Below are 24604 nucleotides of genomic sequence, written 5' to 3' on the forward strand. Positions count from 1 at the left end.
GACCGGCCTTTTCGTGTGTGAGACGAGAACGTACGTCAGGCTGCGCTGACGACACCCCCCAGAACGTCGTGAAGCTCCTTGGCCTCAGCATCGTTCACAGAGACGACCAAACGGCCCCCACCCTCGAGTGGAACACGCACGATGATGAGGCGCCCCTCCTTCACGGCCTCCATCGGCCCGTCTCCGGTTCTCGGCTTCATCGCTGCCATCGTGGCTCCCTTTCTTGTGGAGGTCTGCCTCCCGAGTTTATCGTGCACACCCGCCCGTCGACGGAAATGTGCCGTCAGGGGATGCGCCAGAACGTGTTTCCGAGCGTGTACATGTTGTAGATCCACACCACCTGGCCGATCAGACACGCCACCAGCACCCCGATCCGCCACCGCCGGGACGGGGGAACGGCGAGCGCACCGGCCAGCGGAGCGAGCGGGAACAGCAGACGGAACGTGCTCGACTGCGGGAAGAACACCGCGAGAAGGTACACGAGATAACTCGCCGACCACAGGCGCACTTCGATCCCGAGTCTGCGGACATGCGGCTCGAGCAGGAGAAGGGCGGCGACAGCGGCCACCAGCAGAACCAGGGCGGTGACGCCGAGCCAGGCGGGCAGTCCCCACCGCGGGAACCAGAACGTCGCTCCCTGCACCCACCCCTCGAACGGCAGGAATCCGCCCGCGTCGCCGACCCACTGCCGCCGCCAGGCCAGCTCTGTCTCCAGATAAGCCGACGCGTCCGTCGTGACCACCGCCGCGATCACCTGCCACGAGAACCCGACGATCGTCGCGAGGGCGCCCAGGGCCAGGATGTGCACGACATCCCGGCGGGTGACCGGCTCGACCGTGCGACGGGTGAGCCGCCACAGACCGTAGAGGGCGAGGAACAGCGCGAACGCGAGCACCCCGGGTCGCGTGAAGCCCATGAGCGGGATGAGCAGGTACAGCCAGCCGTAGCGTCGCTTCTGCACGCAGCGGATCGCCAGCAGCAGGAAGAACAGGAACAGCGCCTCGGCGTAGCCCACCTGCAGCAGGGCGGCGAGCGGCCCGGCGGAGAAGAACACCACTCCCCACAGCGCGGCGCTCTCGCCGAGACGCTCGCGGAACATCCGATGCAGCACGAGCGCGCATCCGTAGCCGGCCGTGAGCGTGACCAGGAACGCCCCGACCCCCCAATGCCCGAAGGGCGCCGCGACCACCGCCGACAGTGCGGGATACAGCGGCATGAAAGCCCACGCGTTCTCGGCGACGCGGCCGGCCTCGGTCAGCGGCAGCTCGGTGGGATACCCCTGAAAGGCGATGAGCCAGTACCACTGGGCGTCCCACGCCAGCACATAGGTGCCGATCGTCGCCCCCTGGCCGTGCCGGGCATCCGCCGGGGCCAGCGCGGAGGCGAGAACGAAGAACGCGCTCGTGACCACGCGCGCCGACAGGTACACCAACGCGACGCGCAGCGCCGGGCGCGTCCAGAGCGACGGGGCGGAAGCTTCCGCCCGCTCCGTCACGCGGTCAGCCACGCTCGCAGACCGCGCTCGACCTCGACGATCTGCGCCACGGGGACCCGCTCCTCGTCGTGATGTGCGAGGTGCGGGTCGCCGGGACCGTAGTTGACGGCGGGAACGCCCATGGCCGAGAACCGTGCCACGTCCGTCCACCCGTACTTCGGGCGCGGTTCGGCACCGACGGCCGTGAGGAACTCCTGCGCCAGCGGCGAATCGAGCCCGGGTCGCGCCCCTTCGGAGAGGTCGACGACCTCGACGTCGAAGCCCGCGAAGACCTCGCGCACATGGCGCTCCGCCTCGGCGCCGTCGCGACTGGGCGCGAACCGGTAGTTGACCTCGACCTCGCACGCGTCGGGGATGACGTTGCCGGCCACCCCTCCGCGCACGTGCACCGCGTTGAGCCCCTCGCGGTAGGCGAGGCCTTCGACGGTGACCTCCCGCGCGCGGTACTCCGCGAGGCGGGCGAGGATGGGAGCGGCCTTGTGGATCGCGTTCTCGCCGATCCACGAGCGCGCACTGTGGGCTCTGACCCCTTCGGTGCGCACGACGGCGCGCAGGTTGCCGTTGCAGCCGCCCTCCACCTGCCCGTTGGACGGTTCGCCGAGGATCGCGAAGTCGCCGGCGAACAGCTCGGGGCTGTTCCGCGCGAGGCGGGTCAGACCGTTGCGTTCGGCCGCGACCTCCTCGTGGTCGTACCACATCCACGTCACATCGACGTTGGACGTCGTGAGCTCCGCCGCCAGCTTCAGCTGCACGGCGACGCCGGCCTTCATGTCGACCGTCCCACGACCCCAGATGAACGGCTCGCCGTCGATCTCGATGTCGCGCGTGGGCACGTTCTGATTGATCGGAACGGTGTCGATGTGCCCGGCGATGACGACGCGGCGGTCACGACCGAGATGGGTGCGTGCGACGATCGTGTCGCCGTCGCGATGCAGGTCGAGGTGACCGTGCTCGGCGAGAGCGAGGTGAATGGCATCGGCCAGCACGGTCTCGTCGTCCGAGACGCTGGGCATGTCGCAGATCGCGCGCGTGAGGTCGACGGACGTTGCGGTGAGGTCGAGGTCCGGCATCCCCCGAGTCTAACGACCGCATCGCAGCCGGTAGCGTGGACGGCATGAGCGACGAACGATGGGTCTGGGGCACGGGCCTGGCGACGGTGACCGAGTCGGGGACGGTGCTGGACACCTGGTTCCCCTCCCCGACTGCCGGCCGCATCCCCGGCGGATACGACCCCGCGAAGGCGACCGAGAACCTCGACCACCTGGCCGTGCCCGACGAGCGCCGCGCCGTCTCCGTCGAGCTGGTGACGCTGGAGATCGACCTGGATGCCGCGCCGACCGGCACATCCGACGCCTACCTGCGACTGCACGCGCTGTCCCACCGCCTCGTCGCCCCGAACGGTCTGAACCTCGACGGGATCTTCGGGCATCTGCCCAACGTCGCCTGGACCAACGCCGGGCCGATGCACCCCGACGATGCCACGCGGCTGCGCCCCTTCCTGGCGCGCGAGGGAATCCAGGTGCAGGGGCTGGACAAGTTCCCGCGCCTGCTCGACTACGTCACGCCCGAGGGCGTGCGCATCGCCGACGCGTCGCGTGTGCGGCTCGGTGCCTACCTGTCGCCCGGGACGACCGTCATGCACGAGGGCTTCGTGAACTTCAACGCGGGCACGCTCGGCGCGTCGATGGTCGAGGGACGCATCTCGCAGGGTGTGGTCGTCGGCGACGGCAGCGACATCGGCGGCGGCGCGTCGATCATGGGAACCCTCTCCGGCGGCGGCACCCACAAGGTGTCGATCGGCGCGCGCACGCTGCTGGGCGCCAATGCCGGCATCGGCATCTCGCTGGGCGACGACTGCGTCGTCGAGGCGGGGCTCTACGTCACCGCCGGATCGAAGATCGTGCTCGCCGATCAGCCGCCGGTCGCCGACGGCGGCCGCCCGACCGTCAAGGGGGGCGACCTCTCCGGGCGCGACGGCGTGCTGCTGCGACGCAACTCCGTCACGGGAGCGATCGAGGCCCTCGCCCGAGCGGGCGTGGGCGTCACGCTCAACGAGGCCCTCCACGCCTGAACCGGACCGGCACGTGCGGCGGAACCCGGCGATGACCGGGGCGACGATCGCGGTCGCCACGGTCATCGCGGTCGCCCTCGCCGCCGATGTCTACCACTGGCTCTCCAGCCGGCGCGGACTTCCCCGCCGCCGCACGACGCCTCCCCGGGTCGAAGCCATCGTCGTGCTCGGGTACGGCAATCGCGGCGTGCGCGCGAACGCCGTCAACCGCTACCGCGTGCGAGCGGGCATCCGCTCCATCGATCCGCGGGTTCCGCGCACGGTGCTCGTGCTGAGCGGCGGGGCAGTGCACAGCTCCGTTCCGGAAGCACGCATCATGGCGCGCTATGCCCGCGAGCGCGGTTACCGCGGACCCATCGCCCTGGAGACCGGGAGCCGGTCGACCCGGGAGAACCTCCGCGAGATCATCCCCCTGATCGAAGACGCCGAATCGATAGCGATCGTGTCCAATTCCCCGCACGCCGAGATGGCACGAGCCGCCCTCGCCGAGCAGCGACCCGACCTCGCCTCACGCCTGCGGCGCGCCGCCGACCACCGTTTCGGCGAAGTGCTGCCGTTCAAGATCCTCGGCACCGTCGTCTCGATCCGGCATCGGCGGCGCCTTCCGCCACCGGAGGAGCAACCGGATGACGCGTAGCCTGAGAAGCATGATGCTGCCGTCCTCGCGCCGCGGGCCATGCGCCTGACCCGACGGCAGCGGCGTGCGCTGTCATGGGTGCCGATCACCGTGGTCGCGATCATCTGCGTGGCCATCGCGTGGGGCGCCCTGTCGATCCAGAACTCGTGGTGGACCGATCCGGCCCAGACGCCGTCGACGGACCAGGTGACCGACGACGGCATGTCGACGTTCACCCGTGCCGGAGTGGACTACCTCACCCGACAGGGGGTCGTCCGCATCGATCTTCGCGAGACGGCGGAGCCGGCTGCATCCCTCGGGCTCCCCGCGTCCGGTTCGCAGCAGGTGGAGCCCCTGGTCCCGGTGCGAGCCATCCTGCTCGGCGACGACGGCGTCGCGAGCGTCGAGCTCGTCGAAGCGCTCACGCTGACGACCGACGCCGACTCGGTGACCACCGTCGAGCTGCGTCCCGTCGCGCCGACATCGTGGACGGCGGCGGTCGGGCAGCTCCGGGAGGACGCCGAGACCTGGGGATGGCGCGAAGAGGACTTCTCGCGTCTGGAGGAGGAGCTCACCGCCGCGTCGGGCGCGTCGGACGGTGAATACGCGGCCGCACTTCCGCCGGTGACGGCAAACGGCATGACGATCGGGGCGATGGTCACGATCCGGGGCGAAGACGCACCTGTGGGGCTCTCCTACACGTTCTCCCCCGCCGGCGGCTGAGCCGTCGTTCTCGGAGCCGATCGACCGCGCGGCCCCGCCCCGCTCAGGCGCCGGGGTACCGGCGTTCGGCCGACCCGACGTACAGCTGCTGCGGCCGGCCGATCTTGGTCTGCGGATCGGTCTGCATCTCGCGCCAGTGGGCGAGCCATCCCGGCAGACGGCCGATGGCGAACAGGGGGGTGAACATCCGCGTCGGGAAGCCCATCGCCTTGTAGATCACGCCGGTGTAGAAGTCGACGTTCGGGTACAGGCGGCGCTCCCGGAAGTAATCGTCGCTGAGGGCGATCTCCTCGAGCTCCTTGGCGAGATCGAGGAGCGGATCGCTGACACCGAGCGCTTCGAGCACCTCGTCGGCCGACTCCTTGACGAGCTTCGCGCGCGGATCGTAGTTCTTGTAGACGCGATGTCCGAAGCCCATGAGCTTCACGCCGTCTTCTTTGTTCTTGACGCGCTCGACGAATCGCTGCACGCTCTCACCCGAATCCCGGATCTGCGCGAGCATCGCCAGCACGGCCTCGTTGGCGCCGCCGTGGAGGGGTCCGTACAGGGCGTTGATGCCCGCCGAGATCGAGGAGAACTGATTCGCTCCGGTCGAGCCGACGAGCCGAACGGTCGACGTGGAGGCATTCTGCTCGTGGTCCTCGTGAAGGATGAGGAGGCGCTCCAGGGCCCGAGACATGACGGGGTTGACCTCGTAGATCTCGCTGAGCACACCGAAGTTGAGCTTCAGGAAGTTGTCGACGAAGCTCAGCCCGTTGTCGGGATAGAGGAACGCCTGCCCGACGCTCTTCTTGTGCGCGTACGCCGCGATGACCGGGAGCTTGGCGAGCATGCGGATGGTGTTGAGCTCCACGTGCTCGGGATTGTGCGGGTCGGACTCGTTCTCGTAGTACGTCGAAAGAGCGGCGGTCGCCGCCGAGAGCACCGACATGGGGTGGGCGGTCGGCGGCAGCGACGAGAAGAAGCGCTTGAGGTCTTCGTGGAGAAGCGTGTGACGACGGATGCGTCCGTCGAAGGCCTCGAGCTCCGAGGCGCTCGGCAGCTCGCCGTACAGGAGCAGCCACGCCACCTCGAGGTAGCTGGAATGGGTGGCGAGCTGTTCGATGGGGTACCCGCGATAGCGCAGGATGCCCTGATCGCCGTCGATGTAGGTGATCGACGACTTGGTCGCGGCGGTGTTGACGAAGCCGTAGTCGAGCGCCGTGTAACCGGTCTTCTTCGTCAGCGCCGAGACATCGATGCTCGGCGCGCCCTCGGTGCCGTGCACCAGCGGATATTCGGTCGTGGTGCCACCGATGGTGATGGTGGCGTTGTCCTGCTGAATGCCCGCGTCGCTCACGGCGCCTCCTCGCGATTTCTGGTCGTCCCGGGGGTCGTCGACCCGTCCGGCACCGGGTGGTGCCCTCGGGTCGGCGCGGAAGGCGATGTTCGCGATGGCCGCGCGCTCTACAGCCTACCCATGGCGGGCGCCCACTGATGACACGACCAAAGATGGACCGCACCCGATGGTGGATCCCTCCTACGGCACCCTCAGCGCACGGTAGCGCGCAGGCGCGTCGCCGCGGCGTCGATCCGCTCGTCGGCGGCGGTGAGCGAGAAGCGAACGTGCTGCGGATGGTGGGCACCGTAGAAGTGCCCGGGACCGGCGAGGATCCCGAGGTCGGCGAGCCGGCTGAGACTCTCCCACGCGTCACGTCCCTCGGTCGCCCACAGGTAGAGCCCCGCCTCGCTCGCGTCGACGCGGAAGCCCGCTTCGCGCACAGCGGGAAGAAGCACGTCTCGGCGACGGCGGTAGAGCTCGCGCTGCGCGTCGACGTGCGCGTCGTCGTCGAGCGCCGCGATCATCGCCGCCTGCACGGGCCCGGGCAGCATGAGCCCGAGGTGCTTGCGGGCGGTCAGCAGCGAGGCGATGAGCGCCGGGTCGCCGGCGACGAACGCGGCCCGATACCCCGCGAGGTTGGACTGCTTGCTCAGCGAATACACCGAGAGCACGCCGGCGAGATCACCACCGGTCACGCCGGGCTCGAGCGCCGACGGCACGCCGACGGCATCCCACGGCGCATCCCATCCGAGCAGCGCGTAGCACTCGTCCGATGCGACGACGGCACCGAGCTCCCGGGCCCGTTCGACCGCGGCGCGCAGGGCCGCGGCATCCCGCACCCGTCCGTCGGGGTTGCCGGGCGAGTTCAGCCACACCAGCCGGGTGCCGGCGGGCCACTCCGCGGGATCGTCGGCGGCGAGCGGCACCGCTCCGACCAGACGTGCGCCGACCTCGTACGTGGGGTACGCGGCGCGCGGATGCACGACGATGTCTCCGGAGCCGAGGCCGAGCAGCAACGGCAGCAGCGCCACGAGCTCTTTCGACCCGATGGTCGGGAGCACGTTCGCGGTGGTCAGCCCCGTCACGCCGCGCCGCCGCTCGTACCAGCGCACGATCGCCTCGCGCAGGGCCGGCGTGCCGACGGTCTGCGGGTAAGCGTGGGCGTCCGTCGCCGCCGCGATGGCGGCGGCGACCACCGCCGGAGTCGGGTCGACGGGCGAGCCGACCGACAGGTCGACGATCCCGTCGGGATGGGCGCGCGCCCGCTCCGCATACGGAGCGACCGCATCCCAGGGGTAGTCGGCGAGGTCTGCGACTCCCACGGATCAGTGCTCTTGCGGCGGGAGGGCGGCGATGACCGGGTGGTCCTTGGCGATCACGCCGACCTTCGCGGCACCACCGGGCGAGCCGATGTCGTCGAAGAATTCGACGTTGGCCTTGTAGTAGTCCTGCCATTCGTCGGGCAGGTCGTCCTCGTAGTAGATCGCCTCGACGGGGCACACCGGCTCGCAGGCTCCGCAGTCGACGCACTCATCGGGGTGGATGTAGAGAGATCTCTCGCCCTCGTAGATGCAGTCGACCGGACACTCGTCGATGCAGGCGCGGTCTTTGACATCCACGCACGGGAGGGCGATCACATACGTCACGGTCTCAGTCTACGCGTCACGCGTGGCGGCTTCGTCGACCGACGGCAGGCTCGGCCAGGCGACCGCGAGCGCCACGACCAGCGGCACCGCGAAGGTCCACACGAGGGAGATCTCCGTCTGCGGCACCACGACGGACCCGCCCGGCCCCTCACCCGAGAAGACGAGGGTCGAGACCATCATCCCCCCTCCCGTTGCCAGGGTCGACCAGCGATCGGCCGTGAGCAGCCGCACCGCCAGGAGGAGGGCCGCCGAGCCGATGATCGCGACGACGAGGCCGACGGGGATGCCCACGATCGCGTAGGAGTGGCCGATCGTGCCCGCGAGGCCGTAGAAGGCTCCGATGACGAAGGCGAGGGCCCACGTGGCCAGGCGCACCGGGAGGGACGAGTTCACCGTGACAGCCTAGTCCGAGGGCGTCACGCCGCCCAGCCGACCAGGCGCAGCAGGGCGGCCGTCGCCGCGGCAAGGGCGACGACGACGAGGAACGGTGCGCGCAGCAGCAGCAGCCCCGCCGCGACGAGCACCGCCGGCACCCGCGCATCGACGGTCACCGCCTGCCCGTCACCGAGCGTCTGCACGGCCACGAGCGCGGCAAGCAGCGCCACCGTGAGCAGATCGGCGATGCGGGCGGGACGCGGCGCCTCGAGCCAGCGTGGCGGGATGAGGTAGCCGACCGTCTTCAACGCCACGCAGATGATCGAGGCGATCAGCACCGCGGTCCAGAGGTTCACGGCAGCCCTTCCCGCTCGGGCGCGTCGGCGGGCTCGCGGGGCGGACGGTCCTCGCGGCCCAGCAGGTTGAACCACCCGACCACGACGGCCACCACGGCGGCGACAAGAACCGGGATGCCCGGCATCAGCACGGGGGTGAGGAGGGTTGCGACGACGGCTGCGGCGATCCCGACCGCGATCGGCTGCCGGTGCCGCAGGCGCGGCCAGAGCAGGGCGAGGAACGCCGCGGCCGCAGCTGCGTCCAGCCCGTACGCACGCGGATCGCCGAGCACGTCGCCGAGGAGAGCGCCCGCGAGAGTGGACAGGTTCCATCCGACGTAGATGCCGATCCCGGTGACCCAGAACCCGATCGTGCGCGCACGCGGCGTCTCGCGGGCAAGCGAGACGGCGGTGGACTCGTCGATCGTGAACGGGGCCGCGGCCAGCCGCGTGGCCAGGCGTCGTCCGATGATCGGGGACATCCGCATTCCGTAGGCGACGTTGCGCACCCCCAGCAGGGCCGCCGACGCGACCGCCGAGGGCGCGGCCGCCACGCCGCCCGCGGCGACGACGCCGACGAAGGCGAACTGCGATCCGCCGGTGAACATCAGCAGGCTGAGCACGCACGCCTGCCACACGTCCAGTCCCGACGCGACCGCCAGGGCACCGAACGACACGCCGTAGGCGCTCGTGGCGAGCGCAACGCCCACGGCCTCGCGCCACGCCGCGCGCGCGTCCGCTTCGTCGTTCACATCCGCCGCCTCATCCATCGACGTCACCACCGTTCAGCTCCGACACTCTCACGCGACGCCGCCGGGCACGGTGAACAACGCAGGAGTCCATGCGCGCGCATGGCGGCCGCGGCCCGGAAAACCGGGCGGCGTCCTCACCGCGCTCGAGAATCTCCGGCGTTGTTCACCGGCGCGCGATGTCGATGCGGAGATGGCGGCGCTGTGGCAGCGCGCTCACCGCTCGACGCGGCGGGTCAGGCGTTCGCGTCCTGGCGCTTGAGGCGGCTGGTCTGGCGGGCGCGCTCGGTCTGGTCGAGGATCACCTTGCGGATGCGCACGCGCTCGGGCGTGACCTCGACGCACTCGTCCTCACGGGCGAACTCCAGGCACTCCTCCAGCGAGAGCTGGCGCGGCGGGGTGAGCTTCTCGAGCTCGTCGGCGGTCGACGAGCGCATGTTGGTGAGCTTCTTCTCCTTGGTGATGTTCACATCCATGTCCTCGGAGCGGGTGTTCTCCCCCACGACCATGCCCTCGTACACCTCCTCGGTGGGCTGCACGAAGAACGACATGCGCTCCTGCAGGGCCATCATGGCGAACGGGGTGGCCACCCCTGCCCGGTCGGCGACGATGGAGCCGTTCTGTCGCGCGACGATCTGCCCCGCCCAGTCGTCATAGCCGTGCGAGATGGCGTTGGCGATGCCCGTGCCGCGGGTGACCGACAGGAATTCGGTGCGGAACCCGATGAGGCCGCGCGAGGGCACGACGAACTCCATCCGCACCCAGCCGGTGCCGTGGTTGACCATCGTCTCCATGCGGCCCTTGCGACCGGCCATGAGCTGGGTGATGGCGCCGAGGTGCTCCTCGGGCGCGTCGATCGTCAGGTGCTCGTAAGGCTCCTGGACCTTGCCCTCCTCGCTCTTGCGCGTGACCACCTGGGGCTTGCCGACGGTGAGCTCGAAACCTTCGCGGCGCATGTTCTCCACGAGGATGGCCAGGGCGAGTTCCCCGCGCCCCTGCACCTCCCACGCGTCGGGCCGGCCGATGTCGACGACCTTGAGCGAGACGTTGCCGATCAGCTCGCGGTCCAGGCGGTCCTTCACCATGCGCGCGGTGAGCTTGTGTCCCTTGACCTTGCCGACCAGGGGCGAGGTGTTGGTGCCGATCGTCATCGAGATGGCGGGGTCGTCGACGGTGATCGCCTTGAGCGGGCGCACGTCGTCGGGGTCGGCGATCGTCTCGCCGATCGTGATGTCCTCGAACCCCGCGATCGCGACGATGTCGCCAGGGCCGGCCGACTCGGCAGGGTAGCGCTCGAGCGCACGGGTCTTCAGCAGCTCGGTGATGCGCGCGGTCGAGTGGGAGCCGTCGTGGCGCACCCACGCGACGGTCTGCCCCTTCTTCAGGGTGCCGTTGAACACGCGCAGCAGCGCGAGACGCCCGAGGAAGGGGCTCGAGTCGAGGTTCGTCACCCAGGCCTGCAGCGGAGCCTCGTCGTCGAAGCTCGGGGCCGGAACGTGCGCGAGGATCGCCTCGAAGAGCGGCTCGAGGTCGTCGTTGTCGGGCAGCTCGCCGTTCGCGGGTCGCGTGCGGGATGCCGCGCCGGCACGACCGGAGGCGTAGACCACGGGCACATCGAGCAGCGCGTCGACGTCGAGGTCGGGCACGTCGTCGGACATGTCGGACGCGAGGCCGAGCAGCAGGTCGTGCGCCTCCTCCTCGACCTCGGCGATCCGCGCGTCGGGACGGTCGGTCTTGTTCACCAGCAGGATCACCGGCAGCTTCGCCTCGAGCGCCTTGCGCAGCACGAAACGGGTCTGCGGAAGCGGCCCCTCCGAGGCATCCACGAGCAGCACGACGCCGTCGACCATCGACAGTCCGCGCTCGACCTCGCCGCCGAAGTCCGCGTGCCCGGGGGTGTCGATGACGTTGATGGTCACCGGCTCGTCGGTGTGGGCACCGTTGTAGGTGATCGCCGTGTTCTTGGCGAGGATCGTGATGCCCTTCTCACGCTCCAGGTCGTTGGAGTCCATCGCCCGCTCCTCGACGTGCGCGTGCTCCCCGAACGAACCGGTCTGGCGCAGCATCGCGTCCACGAGGGTCGTCTTACCGTGGTCGACGTGCGCGACGATCGCGACGTTGCGGAGGTCGGTGCGAAGGGCGTGCGCCATGAGGGGGTCCTTGCCGAGTGAGGGATGCGCCCGGAATCGAGCGCATCCCAGTCTACCGGCCTCCCGACCGACGGCCCGCGTCAGCCCCCGGTCGCCCCCGACTGTCCGTGCCGGCGGCTGTCCGTCGCCTCGTTGAACTGCTGCGGCAGCGACGGGTCGGACGGCTGCGAAGGCACCCGCCCGGTCTCCGGAGCGCGCTCGCCGAGCAGGGCCGCACGTGCCGCGCGACGCTTGCGCTGCTCCTCGGGATCGGGCACCGGAACGGCGGCGATCAGGCGCCGGGTGTAGGGGTCGCGTGCGCCGCGGAGGATCTGGTCTCGCGTCCCGGTCTCGACGAGCTTGCCGTGGTTCATCACCGCGATGCGGTGCGCGAGGATGTCCACGACGGCGAGGTCGTGGCTGATGAACAGGCACGCGAACTTGAGCTCCTGCTGCAGCTCCTGGAGGAGGTCGAGGAAGCGCGCCTGCACCGAGACGTCGAGCGCCGAGGTGGGCTCGTCCGCGACGAGGAGTTCGGGAGCGAGAGCCAGTGCGCGGGCGATCCCGACGCGCTGACGCTGACCGCCGGACAGCTCGTGCGGGAAGCGGTTGCGATAGGACGCGGGCAGCTCGACCTGGGAGAGCAGCGTCTCCACCCGACGGTCCAGCTCCTTGCCCTTGGCCTCCCCGGCCAGCAGGATCGGTTCGCCGATGGACTGCCCGATCGGCATGCGCGGGTTCAGCGACGACGCCGGGTCCTGGAAGACGATGCCGGTGCGACGACGGATGGCGAACAGCTCCTTCGCCGACGCGCCGGAGATGTCGGCGCCGACCGCGGTGAGCTTCCCCTCCGCGATCGGGAGCAGGCCGACCGCGGCCCGTCCGAGGGTCGTCTTGCCCGAGCCGGACTCGCCGACCAGACCCACGATCTCGCCGGGATAGACGTCCAGGTCGATGTGCTCGGCGGCGCGGAAGGCAGGGATGCGGCCGCGCTTGGGATACTCGATCGCGACGTCCTGGAAGGACAGCACCGGATCGAGACCCGCCTGCGAGGGCTCGACCTCGGTGGCACGCTCCCGGATGGCCGACACGACCGGCACGGCCGAGGTGTCGGTGCGCACCTCTTCTCCCTCGGAGGTGTCGGCATCCTCCAGCACGCCCAGGCCGAGGTGGGGCACGGAGGCCAGGAGCTGTCGCGTGTAGGGGTGCTTGGGGTCGTGGAAGATCTCGCCCACGGTTCCCGATTCGACGACGACGCCGTTCTTCATCACCATGATCCGGTCGGCGATGTCGGCGACCACACCCATGTCGTGGGTGATGAGGATGATCGCCGAGTCCAGCCGCTTGTGGAGGTTGCGCAGGAGGTCGAGGATCTCGGCCTGCACCGTGACGTCCAGGGCCGTCGTCGGCTCGTCCGCGATCAGCAGCAGCGGGTCGCACGAGATGGACTGCGCGATCATCGCGCGCTGGCGCTGCCCACCCGAGAGCTGGTGCGGATACTTGTTGAACGACTGCTCGGGGTTCGGCATCTCGACCATGCGCAGCAGCTCGATCGCGCGCTCCTTGGCCGCCGACGGAGCGATCGCGCGGTCGTGCGAGCGAAGCGCCTCACTGATCTGGAAGCCGATGGTGTACACCGGGTTCAGAGCGGTCATCGGCTCCTGGAAGATGACGGAGATCTCGTTGCCGCGGAGGGCGCGAAGCTCGCTCTCGTCGACGCCGCGCAGTTCCCTGCCCAGAAGCTTGATGGAGCCGGTGACGCGGGAGTTCTCCGGCAGCAGACCGAGCAGCGACATCGAGCTGGTGCTCTTGCCCGAACCCGACTCGCCGACGATCGCGAGCACCTCGCCGCGACGGACGACGTAGTTCATGTCGACGGCGGCCGGGTAGAACTCCCCCTCCACCCAGAACTCGACCCCGAGGTTGGACACCTCGAGAACGGTCTCGGGGAGACCCTGGTGCGCGTGCGCGGTGCTCGCGTGGATGCCCGAGGTGTCAGTCATTGCAGGATTCCGATCTGAGAAGCTTGAGGTCATGTCGTTTGAGGAAGTCGATTACCGCCCCGTGTTCGGTCGCGTGCTCGCCGTGATCATGGGGATCGTCTGCGCCGCGGGACTGGGCTCCCTCGTGTGGAGCGGGCCGGGTGATCTGCTGCGCTACGGCTGGCCGATCGCCCTGGTGGCGGTGGTGGCGTGGGCGCTGTTCTGGAGGCCCCGGCTGCACATCCAGGTGCACGGGATCACGGTGGTCAACCCGTTCCGCACCTTCTTCGTGCCGTGGCCGGCCATCCACGCGATCGACACACGCTACTCGCTGTCGCTGCAGACGGCGCGCCGTCGCGTGTCGGTGTGGGCGACGCCAGCGCCCGGTCGCCATCGGCTCTTCGGCCTGTCTCGTGCCGACTTCGACGGCGTCTCCGCGTCGGCGCGAGGCGCGCACGGGAGCCTGCGACCGAGTGACGCCTCGAGCGTCCCCAGCGGCAACCTCGCGCAGGTGATCCGTCAGCACTGGGACCGCCTCGAGTCCGAGGGGGCCTTCGCCCACGGGGAGGACCCGGAGGCCGCGACGGTGACGTGGCACTGGGCGAGCCTGACCACCGTCGCGCTCCTTGCGGCCGCGACGGTGATCGGTCTGATGGTCTGAGCGCACGTCATCGCTCCGGGTCGAGCGGCTCGTGCCGTCCGTCACCGGGCTCCTCGGGGCGGGGATCGTGATAGTTGGTCACATCTCCCGTGAACACGGCTTCGCCGCCGACGGTCACGGTGTGCTGCTCGCCACCCTCCGAGCCGGCGGCCCCGGCGGCGACGGGCGCCACCGGTCCCCCGGCGCGACCGGCACGAGCCATCGCCCGCTCGCTCGGCATCTTCTTCTGACGCGGGTCGAAGGCGTCACGCAGTCCGTCGCCGATGAAGTTGATGCACAGCGCGATCGCGATGATGAACAGGCCCGGCCACCAGAACAGCCACGGCCGTGTCGAGAAGGCGGCCTGATTGTCCGACACGAGCTTTCCGAGCGACGTGTCCGGCGACTGCACACCGAAGCCGAGGAAGCTCAGCGCCGACTCGAGGAGGATGGCACCGGCCATCAGCAGCGTCGCGTTGACGACGATCACGCCGACGGCGTTGGGAAGGATGTGGCGGAAGATGATCCGCCGGTCCCGCGCACCCGAAACCCGCGCCGCGTCGACGAACTCGCGCTCGCGCAGGCTCAGGAACTCGCCTCGCACCAGGCGCGCCATCGACGTCCACGCGAACAGGCCGATCACGACGCCGAGCACCGCGGCGCCGAGGTTGCCGAACGCGTTGCCGAGCACCGAGCCGATCACGATGAGCGGAATGGTGATGACGATGTCGGTGAAGCGCATCAGGACCGAGTCGGTGGCCTTGCGGTAGTAGCCCGCGAGCGCACCGATGACGACACCGATGACGGTCGCCACGACTCCGGCGATGACCATCACCATGATCGACTGCTGCGCACCGCGCATGACGACGGCGAAGATGTCGCGGCCGACCTCGTCCTGACCGAAGGGGTGGTCGCCGAACTGGATGCCCGCGCCCCCGAGGAACTCGGGGAGCAGGCTCATCGTCGGGCGACCGCCGTTCTCGACGGCGGGGATCTCGGTCCAGTCGTACTGCCACCAACCGGGGATCCGGAGCCCCCACAGGGTCACCCCGACGGAGGTGAAGGCGAGCAGCACGATGAAGATGAGCACGACCATGGCCGCGAGCGCGCCGCGATGGCGGAAGAACCGCCGACGGACGATCTGCCCCTGGCTGAGGCCCTCGGTCTCCTTCTGCTCGATGGAGACCTCGGCGCGAGCTTCCTTCTCGCTGACGTTGTCGTTCTTCGTGGTGTTCACGGGTCAGCCCACCTTGATCCTGGGGTCGAGCGCTGCGTACACGAGGTCGGCGACCAGGTTGAACAGCACGGCCAGCGCTCCGGTGACGACGAAGAAGGCCATCACGGGGTTGGGGTCGACGGCGTTGAGCCCGTCGACGAAGAGGCGTCCCATCCCGGTCCAGCCGAAGACGGTCTCGGTGATCACCGCGCCGCCGACGATCGCTCCCACATCGAACGCGATGATCGTCGTGATCGGGATGAGGGCGTTGCGGAAAGCGTGGCGGACCACGACGGTGCGCTGCGTGAGGCCCTTCGCCTTCGCGGTGCGGATGTAGTCCTGGTTCATCACTTCGAGCAGGCTCGCGCGCGAGTAGCGGGTGTAGCTCGCGAACGACACGAGGATGATCGCGATCGTGGGCAGCAGCAGGTGCGTGAACAGGTCGATCCCCTGCACCCAGAAGTTGCCGCCGAGACCCGGGGTCGACGCGCCGACGGTGGCGATCGGACGGCCTCGGATGCGGCTGGAATTGGAGTAGGCCTCCCAGTACTGCATGTACTTCTCGAGGGCGATGAAGGCGGCAACGAGCACACCGGTCAGGGCAGCCGTGCGCACCACCGGTCCGCGATCGGCGCCGCCCAGGAACCAGCCGACCGCGCCGCAGACGAGCACCGTGGCGACCGCGTAGACGACGAACAGTCCGAGGGTCATCCCGTTCAGGAGGGAGGTCATCATCGGGTAGTAGAGGGCGATGCCGGCCCCGGCGATGCCGAGGGCCACGTACAGGGCACGGCGGTTCTGCAGTCCGGTGGACACCGCTGTCACACCGAAGGCGATCCCGATCGCGAGCGCGCTGTAGACGACGATGCCGATGCTCGGGTCGGAGAACCAGCGAGTAAGCGACAGGTAGGTCATCACGGCCCCGGTCGCCAGCGCGCTGATGCCGAAGATGATCAGCCGGCGCTTCCAGGTGCCGCCGATGACGGACATCCACAGCAGACCCGCCAGCAGCGAGACGACGATGATGACGGGTATCGCGAACGTGGGGTCGGCGAGCCAGTTGTTGATCTCGATGGCGCCGTACTGCTTGAGGAGCACCGCGACCCAGAAGATCGGAAGCGAGAAGAAGAGGAAGGAGAGGAAGGTGACGAAGTAGTCGAAGCCGCTGTACTGGCGCAGGGCGGAGACGATGCCGACCGAGATGCCGAGCACGATGGCGACGATCGTCGCGGTCGTGACGAGAGTCAGCGTCGCGGTGATGGCGTTGCCGAGGAGCGCGTTGACGGGCTGACCCTGCACGCTGACGCCGAAGTCACCGCGGAAGATTCCCCCGAGCCAGAGGAAGTAGCGCAGCGGCGGGGGCACGTCGAGGTTGAGAAGCCGCGTGCGGGACTCGATGAGTTCCGCCTTGTTCGGGGCGTTGGACTGCCTGAGCTCGTCGAGGGGATCACCCGCGAACGAGGTCAGGATGTACATGAGGAAGGTCGCGGCGAAGAGCACGAAGATGGACGCGATCAGTCGCCGGATGATGAATGAAGCCATGGTGTGGCTGCCTGCCTATCGGTCTGTCAGCACAAGCGTGCGGCCCGGGGGCTCCCCGAGCCGCACGCTCGATCACTGAGAAGTGTACGTGCGGGCGGCGGGCCTCGGCCCGCGCCCACCCGGTCCGCCGCGACCGTCAGGCCGCGGCGAACCGGTGCGGATCACTCCTCGGTGGCGCTGTCGGTGACTGCCCAGTCCCAGGCGTTCCAGAAGATCGTCGGGGCGAGGATCGACGGGTCGATGTTCTCCACGCGATCGCTGAAGGCCGTGACCTCAGGGAACTGGTAGATCGTCACGCCGTAGAAGTCCTCCCACAGCAGGCGGTCCATCTCGACCTGAAGATCGATCTGCTCCTGCGGGTCGAAGGCGACGTTCAGCTGCGAGATGATGCTGTCGACCTCCTCGTTGGAGTAGAAGTTCAGGTTGTTGATGCCGTTGGTGACGAAGGTCGGCAGCGAGTTGGTGACGCCCAGGCTCGTGGACTGCCATCCGAACAGCGACGCGTCGTAGGCGCCGGGCGTTCCGAGCAGACCGCCCCACTCCTCCGAACCGCAGTCGGTGACATCGAAGCCGGCCTCGTTGGCCGACGCCTGGATGAGCGCGAACTCGTTGACGCGGCGCGGGTTGTTCGAGGCGTAGAGGATGCAGACCGAGGTGTCGGTGACACCCGACTCCTCGAGCAGCTGACGCGCGCCCTCGATGTCGACCTCGGCGTAGTCGGCCGACGTGTTGTTCGCGGCGGACTCGTCGTAGCCCTCGGCGCCCGGAACGAACAGCTGCGAGTCGCGCAGGATCGCGTCGTCGCCGATGATCGGCTTGATCAGCGTGTCGACGATCTCCTGTCGCGGAACCGTCATCATGAACGCCTCGCGCACCTGCGGGTTGCTGAAGATGTTCTCGGGGTTCTTGCCGTTGTCGAACTGCAGGTCGACGTGCTCGTACGTGCCGCCGAGACCGGTGGTGACGGTGATGCCGTCGATCGCCTCGAGCGCCGTCGTGATGTCGGCGGTCGCCTGCGGCTGGATGATGTCGACGTCACCGTTCTCCAGCGCCTGCACCGCGGCGAGCGGGTCGGGGATGAAGCGGATGGTGATCTCTTCGATGTTCGGCGAGTTGTCACCGGAGTACTCGGGGTTCGCGGTGAGGGTGACGTACTGGTCGGCGACGTAGTCGCTGATCATGTACGGGCCGCTCGCGGTCACGAGGTCGGTGTCCTCGGGCATCTCGGTGAAGTTGAAGCCCGAGTTCCAGAAGGAGGCCATCGGCGCAAGGGCGGCGGCGTCCTCGGACTCGATCGCGTCGAGGACGGCCTGCTTGGCCTCGTCGGCGTCCTCGATGTCGAGGGACTTCTCGGCGATGATGTGGGCCGGGAGCGGGGACGCGAAGACGAGGTCCCAGTCCACGAACGGCTCGTTGAACGTCATCGTGATCGACCGGCCGTCGTCGCCGATCTCCGGGGTCTCCGTGACCAGGCCCATGCCCGAGTCGGGAGTGGCACCCGAGTCGAAGTAGACGACATCGGTCGGGAACGCGTCGGTGAATTCACCGGTGTCGGGGTCGACGAAGTCGTTCGGGTCGAAGTCCGGCGTGTCCAGCGCGCGCGAGAGCGCGGCCCAGTTCAGCATCAGGTCGGCGGCGTCCACAGGAGTGCCGTCGGACCAGTTGACGCCCTCGGCGACGGTGTAGGTGACCGTCAGCGGGTCTTCCGACACCAGCTCGTAGGTGCCGAACGAGGTGTTCTGCACGAGCTCCGGGGTGTTGTTGTAGTAGTTGAACCCGTCGAGCACCAAGTAGTTGATGTTGTTGTTCGCCGTGGCGTTTCCGAACGACGTGTTGCCGTTCATCGAATAGAACGCCTGGTTCCATGCGGCGGTGATGGATGATCCCTCGACCAGACCCGAGTCGCCGCTGTCGCCGCCGGGCGCGCAGCCCGAAACCACCAGGGCTCCGACCGCGGTGAGGCCCACCGCCGTCGCGAAGCGCTTGATTCTCACTATTCCTCCTGTGCAGGTTTATGCGCCTGACCCCGGGTATGACCCGGCTCAGGCGCGGATGGGAAAACCCTAAGCACGGGGTGGGAGATGGTCAAAACATCCTTGGCAAACGTTACAGAGCCTTAACTCAAGGCGACCGGAATGTGACAATCTGACAACGTGACGTCGTCCCCCGCCCCCGACTCTGCACGTTTCGGCAACGCTCGCACGTGGTGGGAGATCGGTCTGGTCCTCGCCGTGACGGTGGGACAGTCCGCCGTCTACAGCCTGCTCACGCTCGTGCGTCGCCTCCTTGTCGAGACTCCGCTCGGGCAGCAGGAGGCGCAGCTGAACACTGCGCGCGACGACCTCGCGCTGTGGGATGCCCTCTATCGGCTGCTCGACCTCTTCTTCGATCTCGCCCTGGTCGCGCTCGTGATCTACCTGCTGTGGGAACCCGGGAAGAGCGCTCTGCGCCGGATCGGCCTGGACTTTTCCCGCTTCGGCGGCGACCTCGGCCGCGGAGTGCTCCTGACGGCCGCGATCGGCATCCCCGGGCTGGCGCTCTACGCCGCCGGACGCGCCCTCGGTGTCACCGTCTCGGTGGTGGCCTCGCCCCTCGACGCGGCATGGTGGACGATCCCGCTCCTCGCCCTGTCAGCGCTCCGGGCGGGACTGACCGAGGAGGTCATCTTCATCGGCTACCTCTTCGATCGGCTGCGGCGTGTGGGGTGGTCGACGTGGACGATCATCCTCTCGACCGCCGCCCTCCGCGGCGCGTACCACGCCTACCAGGGCTTCGGAGCGATCGTCGGGAACATCGCGATGGGTGTCGTCTTCGGCTGGTGCTACCACCGCTGGGGTCGCGTCATGCCTCTCGTGATCGCCCACACGCTGCTCGACGTCGTCGCCTTCGTCGGCTATCCGCTGGCCGTCGCCCTTTGGCCGGCCCTCTTCTGACCCCCGACCGCCGAGACCCGGGTGTCGGACGCGAACCCGGGTCTCGCAACGGGGTCAGGCGAAGGCCTCGGGCGGCGGGCAGGCGCACACGAGATTGCGATCGCCGTAGGCCTGGTCGATGCGACGCACCGGCGGCCAGTACTTCGTGCGCACGAGGCTGCGCACCGGGAAGACCGCGGTCTCCCGGGAGTAGGGATGCGGCCAATCGGCCGCGGCGATCGATGCCGCCGTGTGCGGGGCGTTCACGAGGGGGTTGTCGCCGACCGGCCACTCCCCCGTCGCGACGCGGTCCGCCTCGCCCTTGATCGCGATCATCGCCTCGACGAACCGGTCGAGCTCCGCAAGGTCTTCCGACTCGGTCGGCTCGACCATGAGGGTGCCCGCCACCGGGAACGACATCGTCGGGGCGTGGAAGCCGTAGTCGATGAGTCGCTTGGCGACATCGTCGACCGTGATGCCCGTCGACTCCCGCAGCGGCCGGAGGTCGAGGATGCACTCGTGGGCGACGAGGCCGTTCTCCCCGGCGTAGAGCACCGGGAAGTGGTCCTTCAGCCGCGCCGCGATGTAGTTCGCCGCCAGCACCGCCGACGCCGTGGCCTCGGTGAGCCCCCGCGTTCCCATGAGGCGCACGTACGCCCACGAGATCGGCAGGATCGACGCCGAACCGTACGGCGCCGCGGAGACGGGGCCGCCGTCGAACGCGTGCCCACCGGCATGCTCCGCCCGCTGCGCCTGCGGGTGCGACGGCAGGAAGGGGGCGAGATGGGCTTTCGCGGCGACGGGTCCGACGCCCGGACCGCCGCCGCCGTGCGGGATCGCGAAGGTCTTGTGCAGATTCAGGTGCGAAACGTCGCCGCCGAGGTCTCCGAAGCGGGCGAACCCCAGCAGGGCGTTGAGGTTCGCGCCGTCGACGTAGACCTGACCGCCGGCGTCGTGCACCGCCCGTGTGATCTCGATGACGTCGTGCTCGTAGACCCCGTGCGTCGACGGATAGGTGATCATGAGCGCCGACAGCTCGTCCCGGTGCGCCTCCACCTTCGAGCGCAGATCGTCGAGGTCGACGTTGCCGGCCTCATCGCACGCCACCACGACGACCCGCATGCCCGCCAGCACCGCCGACGCGGCGTTGGTCCCGTGTGCCGACGACGGGATGAGGCACACCGCGCGCCGATCGTCACCGCGCGAGCGGTGGTAGCCGCGGATCGCGAGGAGGCCGGCGAGCTCGCCCTGCGATCCCGCGTTCGGCTGCAGCGAGACGGCGTCGTAGCCCGTCAGGTCGGCGAGCCACTGCTCGAGCTGCGTGACGAGGTCGAGGTATCCCGTCACGTGCTCGGCAGGCGCGAACGGATGCATCCGCGCGAACTCGGGCCAGGACACCGCGGCCATCTCGGTGGCGGCGTTGAGCTTCATGGTGCACGACCCGAGCGGGATCATCCCGCGATCGAGGGCGTAGTCACGGTCGGCGAGCTGCTTGAGGTACCGCATCATGGCGGTCTCGGAGTGGTGGGTGGTGAACACCGGATGCGTGAGGCAGTCGTCCGTGCGCCGCAGCGCCGCCGGGAAGGACTGCGCCGCGGCCGTGCCGACAGGCCCGCCGGCGGGCGCCGCCCCGGCGTCATCCGCGCCCCCGAACGCCGCCAGGAGGTCCTCGACGATCCCGCGCGTCGACGCCGAGACCTCATCGAAGCTCACCCCGACGGTGCCCTCGTCCACCCGGCGAAGCAGGATGCCGCGCGCGCGGGCGGCGTCGATCACGGCGTCGGCGTTCGCCACCCTCACCTGGATCGTGTCGAAGAACGATTCGGCGAGCACCGGCAGCCCCCGCGCCGTGAGCGCGTCGGCGACGAGCGTCGCCTGCCCGTGCACCGACCGGGCGATCGCACGCAGGCCCTCGGGGCCGTGGTAGACGGCGTACATCGCCGCCATGACCGCCAGCAGCACCTGCGCGGTGCAGATGTTCGACGTCGCCTTCTCTCGACGGATGTGCTGCTCGCGCGTCTGCAGGGACAGGCGGTAGGCGGGGGCGCCGTCGGCGTCCTGCGACACGCCGACGAGGCGTCCGGGAAGCTGACGCTCCAGGCCGGAACGCACCGCCATGTAGCCGGCGTGCGGCCCGCCGAAGCCCATGGGCACGCCGAATCGCTGGGTGGTCCCCACGGCGATGTCGGCCCCGAGCGAGCCGGGCGAGCGCAGCAGCGTGAGCGCGAGCAGGTCGGCGGCGACGACGACGCGACCGCCGGCATCCTTCACCGCGGCGATGACCTCGGCGGGGTCCCACACCTGCCCGGAGGCTCCGGGGTACTGGATGAAGGCGCCGAACGCGTCACCGTCGACCGAGGCGCCTGCGGTGAAGTCGACCGGGCGCAGCTCGATCCCGAGCGCCGCGGCGCGGTGAGCGAGGAGAGCGTGCGTCTGCGGCAGCGCGTCGGCGTCGACCAGAAAGACGTTCGAGGGGCTCTTCGACGCGCGTCGCGCGACGAGCATGCCCTCCACGACCGCGGTCGATTCGTCCAGCATCGATGCGTTCGCCGTGTCGAGCCCGGTGAGATCGGTCACCATCGTCTGGAAGGTGATGAGCGCCTCCAGCCGCCCCTGGGAGATCTCGGGCTGATAGGGGGTGTAGGCGGTGTACCACGACGGGTTCTCGAACACGTTGCGTGCGATGACCGCGGGGGTGTGGGTGTCGTGGTAGCCGAGCCCGATCATCGATCGCGCGACGGTGTTGCCGTCGGCGAGGGTGCGCAGCTCGGCGAGCGCTTCGGCCTCGGTGGCGGCCTCGAGGTGCAGGCCGGCTCCGTCGGCGAGACGGATGGACGCCGGAACGGCCGCCTCCAGGAGAGCGGCGGTGTCGGCGTAGCCGATCGTGTCGAGCATGACCCGCTGGGCGGCACCGTCCGTGCCGATATGGCGGGCGGCGAAGGCCGCGGCTCCGCCCGTCACGCCTGCCCGCCGGTGAGCTTCGCGTACGCCTCGTGGTCGAGGAGTCCGTCGACGGCGGCCGGGTCGACGGTGAGCTTGATGAGCCACCCCTGGCCGAAGGGGTCGGAGTTCACCAGCGACGGATCGTCCACGGCGGCGTCGTTGACGGCCGAGACGGTTCCCGTCAGCGGCGCGTACAGTTCTCCGACCGACTTGGTCGATTCGATCTCGCCGCAGACGGCATCCGCGGAGACCTCGGATCCCACACCGGGCAGTTCGACGAAGACGATGTCGCCGAGCTTCTCGGCGGCGAAGGCGGTGATGCCGATGGTCGCGGTGTCGCCGTCCAGGGCGATCCATTCGTGCTCGGCGGTGTACTTCAGGGCGGTGGTGTCGGTCATCGGTTCCTCCGGTAGAAGGGCAGGGCGGTCACGGTCGCGGGGATGCGGGTCCCCCGCACGTCGAGGGCGAGGGCTGTTCCGGGCTCTGCCTGGGCGGGGTCGACGAAGGCCATCGCGATCGGATGGCCGAGCGTGGGGCTCAGGGCGCCGCTGGTGACCTCGCCGACGATGTCGTCTCCGGCCAGCACGGCGTAGCCCGCACGAGCGGCCCGGCGGCCCCCGGAGACGAGCCCCACGAGCACCCGCGCCGCCGGGTCCTGGGCCTCGGCGAGCGCTGCCTTTCCGACGAAGTCGTCTTTGCCCATCGCGACGACGCGGCCGAGCCCGGCCTGAGCGGGACGGACATGGCGGCCGAGCTCGTGGCCGTAGAGCGGCATGCCCGCTTCGAGGCGAAGGGTGTCGCGCGCGGCGAGTCCCGCCGGAATGAGCCCTTGGGGCTCTCCCGCCTCCAGGACGGCGTCCCACAGCGCAGGCGCGGCGTCGGCGGCGATCAGGAGTTCGAATCCGTCTTCGCCGGTGTAGCCGGTGCGGCAGACGACGACGGTCGTGCCCGCGAACGCCGCTCCGCGTGCCGCGTAGGAGCCGAGATCCGCGACCGCCCACTCCTCGCGCACGCCGTCGCGTCCGACCGGCGGCGCGACGAGCTCGAGTCCGCTCACGTCGGCGAGGATCTGCGCGGCCCGGGGACCTTGGAGGGCGATCAGCGCCGAGACGTCGGAGACGTCTTCCACGCGGGGCTGGGCTCCGGCGACGAACGCGAACGAACCACTCTCGTCGGCGGCGCTCGCCGGAGTGGGTGCCGGAAAAGCGCGCAGCCGCTCGTCGAGCGCGCTGCCGACCGCGTCGCGGTTGCCGGCGTTGGCGATGACGAGGAACCACTCCTCACCGAGGCGATAGACGATGACGTCATCGACGATGCCGCCCGATTCGGTCAGGACGAGTGAGTAGGTGGCCTTGCCGATCGGGAGCGCCGAGAACCGACCCGCGAGGGCGTCGTCGAGGAAATCGCCGGCGCGGGGGCCGGTCACGAGGAATTCCGCCATGTGCGAGATGTCGAACAGGCCCGCCGCTTCGCGCACCGCGCGGTGCTCCGCGAGATCCGACGAGTAGCGCACCGGCATGAGCCATCCGCCGAAGTCGGTGAAGGAGGCGCCGAGTGCCTGGTGGCGCGTGTGCAGCGCCGTGGTGCGGGGGTCGGTCATGAGTTCTCCCGGTCCGGTCGGGCATCCGTTCGGACGAGCGGATGTGAACTCCCCCTCTGTCATGGGCCTGAGAGATTCGTCGAGGCACGGATGCCCGGACTTTCACCATCGGCGGACCCCGCGTGCAGGGTCGCTTTCCAGAGTCGGCCAGATCGGAGCGGTACGCATTACCTGAGAGATTGGCGGGGAGGCTTGCTCCTTCGGTGCCCGGTCACCCGGGGCTCTCCCGACCCGATCGTCGGCCTGTGTTGACGTGTCCGACCAGCATAGCCAGTCGGTCGAGACGGGGAACAGTCTTTCGCCGGAGTG

22 protein-coding genes and 1 riboswitch are annotated in these 24604 nt (G+C 69.4%); of the genes, 5 read left to right on the top strand and 17 right to left on the bottom strand.

Annotated elements, in window-relative coordinates; genetic code table 11:
- Positions 1-35 precede the first annotated feature (35 nt).
- The 3 genes from B3S45_RS02255 to dapE form a co-directional block, all read right to left on the bottom strand.
- Positions 36-209, bottom strand: coding sequence for a DUF3117 domain-containing protein (locus tag B3S45_RS02255; protein WP_064485917.1), 174 nt, complete (start codon positions 207-209; stop codon positions 36-38).
- Positions 210-283: 74 nt separating this feature from the next.
- On the bottom strand, positions 284-1495 hold the full coding sequence (locus B3S45_RS02260) for a hypothetical protein (RefSeq protein ID WP_083336352.1): 1212 nt from the start codon (positions 1493-1495) through the stop codon (positions 284-286).
- Positions 1492-2565 carry a succinyl-diaminopimelate desuccinylase gene (gene dapE, locus B3S45_RS02265; protein ID WP_286717157.1) on the bottom strand — a complete coding sequence of 358 codons (1074 nt, stop codon included), beginning with the start codon at positions 2563-2565 and terminating at the stop codon, positions 1492-1494. The genes B3S45_RS02260 and dapE overlap by 4 nt, the downstream gene beginning before the upstream one ends.
- Before the next feature lie 44 nt (positions 2566-2609).
- On the opposite strand from dapE, the gene dapD reads away from it, so the two are divergent.
- Genes dapD through B3S45_RS02280 form a run of 3 tightly spaced genes read left to right on the top strand, consistent with a single transcriptional unit; the run spans position 2610 to position 4905 of the window.
- Entirely contained in the window at positions 2610-3566 is a 957-nt protein-coding gene (gene dapD, locus B3S45_RS02270) for a 2,3,4,5-tetrahydropyridine-2,6-dicarboxylate N-succinyltransferase (RefSeq protein WP_286717159.1), read from the top strand.
- 31 nt (positions 3567-3597) lie between these two features.
- Positions 3598-4203, top strand: coding sequence for a YdcF family protein (locus B3S45_RS02275; protein WP_071042926.1), 606 nt, complete (start codon positions 3598-3600; stop codon positions 4201-4203).
- A 39-nt stretch (positions 4204-4242) separates the two neighbouring features.
- Positions 4243-4905 carry a hypothetical protein gene (locus B3S45_RS02280; RefSeq protein ID WP_071042925.1) on the top strand — a complete coding sequence of 221 codons (663 nt, stop codon included), beginning with the start codon at positions 4243-4245 and terminating at the stop codon, positions 4903-4905.
- Between the two features lie 43 nt (positions 4906-4948).
- On the opposite strand, the gene B3S45_RS02285 is transcribed toward B3S45_RS02280, so the two are convergent.
- From B3S45_RS02285 to B3S45_RS02320, 8 genes are all read right to left on the bottom strand, one after another.
- On the bottom strand, positions 4949-6244 hold the full coding sequence (locus tag B3S45_RS02285; protein ID WP_075807067.1) for a citrate synthase: 1296 nt from the start codon (positions 6242-6244) through the stop codon (positions 4949-4951).
- Positions 6245-6435: 191 nt separating this feature from the next.
- Positions 6436-7548, bottom strand: coding sequence for a succinyldiaminopimelate transaminase (gene dapC / locus B3S45_RS02290; RefSeq protein WP_071042924.1), 1113 nt, complete (start codon positions 7546-7548; stop codon positions 6436-6438).
- A gap of 3 nt (positions 7549-7551) precedes the next feature.
- A complete protein-coding gene (gene fdxA, locus B3S45_RS02295; RefSeq protein WP_071042923.1) occupies positions 7552-7872 on the bottom strand; it encodes a ferredoxin in 321 nt (106 codons plus the stop codon).
- Positions 7873-7881: 9 nt separating this feature from the next.
- Complete coding sequence (locus B3S45_RS02300; RefSeq protein ID WP_071042922.1) at positions 7882-8265, bottom strand: histidinol dehydrogenase; 384 nt, start codon at positions 8263-8265, stop codon at positions 7882-7884.
- Positions 8266-8288: 23 nt separating this feature from the next.
- Entirely contained in the window at positions 8289-8603 is a 315-nt protein-coding gene (locus B3S45_RS02305; protein ID WP_194384971.1) for an AzlD domain-containing protein, read from the bottom strand.
- Complete coding sequence (locus B3S45_RS02310; RefSeq protein ID WP_071043364.1) at positions 8600-9352, bottom strand: AzlC family ABC transporter permease; 753 nt, start codon at positions 9350-9352, stop codon at positions 8600-8602. Before B3S45_RS02310 ends, B3S45_RS02305 begins: the two co-directional genes overlap by 4 nt.
- 215 nt (positions 9353-9567) lie before the next feature.
- Positions 9568-11481 (bottom strand): translational GTPase TypA, encoded by a 1914-nt coding sequence (gene typA, locus B3S45_RS02315; protein ID WP_071042920.1) that lies wholly within the window; start codon positions 11479-11481, stop codon positions 9568-9570.
- Positions 11482-11561: 80 nt separating this feature from the next.
- Complete coding sequence (locus B3S45_RS02320) at positions 11562-13463, bottom strand: dipeptide ABC transporter ATP-binding protein (RefSeq protein ID WP_286717164.1); 1902 nt, start codon at positions 13461-13463, stop codon at positions 11562-11564.
- Positions 13464-13494: 31 nt separating this feature from the next.
- Between B3S45_RS02320 and B3S45_RS02325 the strand changes: the two genes are divergently transcribed.
- Positions 13495-14103 carry a PH domain-containing protein gene (locus B3S45_RS02325; RefSeq protein WP_071042918.1) on the top strand — a complete coding sequence of 203 codons (609 nt, stop codon included), beginning with the start codon at positions 13495-13497 and terminating at the stop codon, positions 14101-14103.
- 7 nt (positions 14104-14110) lie between these two features.
- Here B3S45_RS02325 and B3S45_RS02330 read toward each other — a convergent pair whose 3' ends face one another.
- The 3 genes from B3S45_RS02330 to B3S45_RS02340 all read right to left on the bottom strand — a co-directional run bounded on the left by B3S45_RS02330 (position 14111) and on the right by B3S45_RS02340 (position 18834).
- On the bottom strand, positions 14111-15319 hold the full coding sequence (locus B3S45_RS02330; protein WP_071042917.1) for an ABC transporter permease: 1209 nt from the start codon (positions 15317-15319) through the stop codon (positions 14111-14113).
- A 3-nt stretch (positions 15320-15322) separates the two neighbouring features.
- Entirely contained in the window at positions 15323-16840 is a 1518-nt protein-coding gene (locus B3S45_RS02335) for an ABC transporter permease (protein ID WP_071042916.1), read from the bottom strand.
- Positions 16841-17001: 161 nt separating this feature from the next.
- Positions 17002-18834: an ABC transporter family substrate-binding protein gene (locus tag B3S45_RS02340; RefSeq protein ID WP_071042915.1), complete on the bottom strand. Its 1833-nt coding sequence runs from the start codon at positions 18832-18834 to the stop codon at positions 17002-17004.
- 159 nt (positions 18835-18993) lie between these two features.
- Between B3S45_RS02340 and B3S45_RS02345 the strand changes: the two genes are divergently transcribed.
- A complete protein-coding gene (locus tag B3S45_RS02345; protein WP_071042914.1) occupies positions 18994-19773 on the top strand; it encodes a CPBP family intramembrane glutamic endopeptidase in 780 nt (259 codons plus the stop codon).
- A 54-nt stretch (positions 19774-19827) separates the two neighbouring features.
- Here B3S45_RS02345 and gcvP read toward each other — a convergent pair whose 3' ends face one another.
- From gcvP to gcvT, 3 genes are all read right to left on the bottom strand, one after another.
- Positions 19828-22647: an aminomethyl-transferring glycine dehydrogenase gene (gcvP, locus tag B3S45_RS02350; RefSeq protein WP_414683062.1), complete on the bottom strand. Its 2820-nt coding sequence runs from the start codon at positions 22645-22647 to the stop codon at positions 19828-19830.
- 62 nt (positions 22648-22709) lie between these two features.
- Positions 22710-23093 carry a glycine cleavage system protein GcvH gene (gene gcvH / locus B3S45_RS02355; RefSeq protein WP_071042913.1) on the bottom strand — a complete coding sequence of 128 codons (384 nt, stop codon included), beginning with the start codon at positions 23091-23093 and terminating at the stop codon, positions 22710-22712.
- Positions 23090-24295 (bottom strand): glycine cleavage system aminomethyltransferase GcvT, encoded by a 1206-nt coding sequence (gcvT, locus tag B3S45_RS02360; RefSeq protein WP_286717172.1) that lies wholly within the window; start codon positions 24293-24295, stop codon positions 23090-23092. Before gcvT ends, gcvH begins: the two co-directional genes overlap by 4 nt.
- Positions 24296-24443: 148 nt before the next feature.
- A riboswitch (glycine riboswitch) is annotated at positions 24444-24534 on the bottom strand.
- Between the last annotated feature and the right edge of the window lie 70 nt (positions 24535-24604).

Source organism: Microbacterium sp. UBA1612 (assembly GCF_002321605.1).
Classification (GTDB): Bacteria; Actinomycetota; Actinomycetes; order Actinomycetales; family Microbacteriaceae; genus Microbacterium; species Microbacterium luteum.

Bases quoted from the DNA above. Each gene is read 5' to 3' on its own strand.
- B3S45_RS02255 (WP_064485917.1), bottom strand. From the start codon at position 209: ATGGCAGCGATGAAGCCGAGAACCGGAGACGGGCCGATGGAGGCCGTG.
- dapE (WP_286717157.1), bottom strand. From the start codon at position 2,565: ATGCCGGACCTCGACCTCACCGCAACGTCCGTCGACCTCACGCGCGCG.
- dapD (WP_286717159.1), top strand. From the start codon at position 2,610: ATGAGCGACGAACGATGGGTCTGGGGCACGGGCCTGGCGACGGTGACC.
- B3S45_RS02275 (WP_071042926.1), top strand. From the start codon at position 3,598: ATGACCGGGGCGACGATCGCGGTCGCCACGGTCATCGCGGTCGCCCTC.
- B3S45_RS02280 (WP_071042925.1), top strand. From the start codon at position 4,243: ATGCGCCTGACCCGACGGCAGCGGCGTGCGCTGTCATGGGTGCCGATC.
- B3S45_RS02310 (WP_071043364.1), bottom strand. From the start codon at position 9,352: ATGGATGAGGCGGCGGATGTGAACGACGAAGCGGACGCGCGCGCGGCG.
- typA (WP_071042920.1), bottom strand. From the start codon at position 11,481: ATGGCGCACGCCCTTCGCACCGACCTCCGCAACGTCGCGATCGTCGCG.
- B3S45_RS02320 (WP_286717164.1), bottom strand. From the start codon at position 13,463: ATGACTGACACCTCGGGCATCCACGCGAGCACCGCGCACGCGCACCAG.
- B3S45_RS02325 (WP_071042918.1), top strand. From the start codon at position 13,495: ATGTCGTTTGAGGAAGTCGATTACCGCCCCGTGTTCGGTCGCGTGCTC.
- B3S45_RS02335 (WP_071042916.1), bottom strand. From the start codon at position 16,840: ATGGCTTCATTCATCATCCGGCGACTGATCGCGTCCATCTTCGTGCTC.
- gcvP (WP_414683062.1), bottom strand. From the start codon at position 22,647: ATGCTCGACACGATCGGCTACGCCGACACCGCCGCTCTCCTGGAGGCG.
- gcvH (WP_071042913.1), bottom strand. From the start codon at position 23,093: ATGACCGACACCACCGCCCTGAAGTACACCGCCGAGCACGAATGGATC.
- gcvT (WP_286717172.1), bottom strand. From the start codon at position 24,295: ATGACCGACCCCCGCACCACGGCGCTGCACACGCGCCACCAGGCACTC.